Source organism: Cellvibrio sp. GW822-FHT04B05 (genome assembly GCF_058800985.1).
Map to the genome: position 1 here is coordinate 1 of NZ_JBXAMU010000013.1, position 1,760 is coordinate 1,760.

General features: G+C 39.2%; 3 protein-coding genes. All 3 read left to right on the forward strand.

Annotation, left to right across the window (positions count from 1 at the left end; genetic code table 11):
- On the forward strand, positions 1 to 714 hold a 714-nt coding region (locus AC1RJL_RS19840; RefSeq protein ID WP_492917274.1), incomplete at its 5' end, for an RHS repeat-associated core domain-containing protein.
- An 8-nt stretch (positions 715 to 722) separates the two neighbouring features.
- The gene (locus tag AC1RJL_RS19845) at positions 723 to 1,160 is read left to right on the forward strand and encodes an Imm44 family immunity protein (RefSeq protein WP_492917276.1); all 438 of its coding nucleotides are present in this window, start codon (positions 723 to 725) and stop codon (positions 1,158 to 1,160) included.
- Between the two features lie 4 nt (positions 1,161 to 1,164).
- Positions 1,165 to 1,512 carry a DUF4844 domain-containing protein gene (locus AC1RJL_RS19850; protein ID WP_492917278.1) on the forward strand — a complete coding sequence of 116 codons (348 nt, stop codon included), beginning with the start codon at positions 1,165 to 1,167 and terminating at the stop codon, positions 1,510 to 1,512.
- The last annotated feature ends 248 nt before the right edge of the window (positions 1,513 to 1,760 follow it).

Here is a 1,760-nt window from a genome sequence, read left to right on the forward strand (position 1 = left end):
GCCCGCTATTACGATCCGGTGATTGGACGATTCCTGGCAACCGATCCGATTGGGTATGAGGATCAGTTGAATCTTTATGCGTATGTGCACAATGATCCGGTGAATGGAATTGATCCGTTTGGTATGCAATGCAAACCCATAGGATCCACAATAGGCTACACCTGTGACTATACCGGATCAACAAGGGAAGCAAATCCTCAGGATACATCGAAACAAGGTAACGGAGCAGCAATTGGGGCTGTAGTTGGCGCTGTTGCCGGAGCGGCTGTTGCAGGTGGATGTGATTATGCCAGCGCGGGGGCGTGCATCGCAGCAAACCCGGGAATAGTGGCTGGTGGAATGCTCGCTGGTGCTGCAGCCGGCCATGCACTGGATCGGGCGTTTTCTCAATTAGAAGGTTTGGTTTCCAAGGCAATGACCCAAGCGTTAGGACCTATGGAATCACAATATGCATTAGTAGCCTCTTCAGCTGGTCTGTATCCCGACGTTAGGAATGGATTGGTGCAACTAAATGCGGGGGATGTATGGAAATATGGAACATCAGCAAATCCTGCAAATCGCTATCCAGCTTCGGCTCTAAAAAACATGGGATTGCAGATGGTAATAGAATCAAGAGGTACGAAATATCAGGTTCTCGCACAAGAAAAAATGAAATTAATACAATATTATGTCACTAATGGATCTTTACCTCCTGGCAACAAAATATTTAAGTGAGAAATAATATGCGAATAGTTTTTACTAGTATTGTATGGACTGAGGTAAGTGAAATTTTCAGAGAGATCTCAAATGAATTAAACGAGGATTTTAATTCTATTTTTTCTAATAAGGTGTACGGAGAAGAAATTTCAGAGTTTCTGATAACGATTATTGCCGTAGATTCAGAAGGCGACATTGGGCAAAATGAAAAATTCTCAAAAGACTCACATAAAATAGGCAGTTTTAATCATTTAATTACAAGGGAAAAAATTAAGTATATTGGTTTTGCACTTAGTTATATGCATGAAGAAGTTGAAGGAAAAGATGAGGGCTATCTTAGAAAGCTGGTGTGTAGCTCTTTATACCAAAAGCTAGATAATCCAAACCTGAAAATACCAAAGGATTTTGATTATCAAGCATTTAGTTCAGATTTAAAAAATGTTTTGGAAAAATATATCGGGTAAAAAAATGAAAAAGCCAGAACTTATAGAAAACCTGAATGACTTTAAAAAAGCGAATCATTTTGGTCCTGATGATTTTCTTTATATTGGTATTCAGGATGAGCAGCTAAAGGAAAGGCTCGAAAAAGAATTTTTGGATATTATTGAAAAATTCAAAGTTCTTATCGAGGATAACTACTCAGAAGAGCAACTTCTTGATCTTCTAAGGTCAAGTATCTATCGTTTCAATCGAGATGAACTTGATACGGAAGATGCAGAAAACCTAGGCAATCAGTTTGAAAAAATCATGGATTGCATTGGTTTGGAGAGTTCCGATGGTATTTTAAATGAGTGGATGTATGGGTTCGATCCATAATTCATAACATTAAAACCCCCTTTTCTAATTTAATGCTTTTAGCCTGATCAGAAATGGTCAGGCTTTATTTTTACCATCTATTTCAATAACCCGACTTGTCTGACTACTACATCACACAAAAAAATCGAAGATTCACGCATTGTTGATGTTCAGTACAATAGCCTGAACCAAGTGGCTTATGCGCGCGATAGTGCGAACGGAAACAATTGGCGCACTTACAGTCATGATGCACGCGGTAATGTCATTAG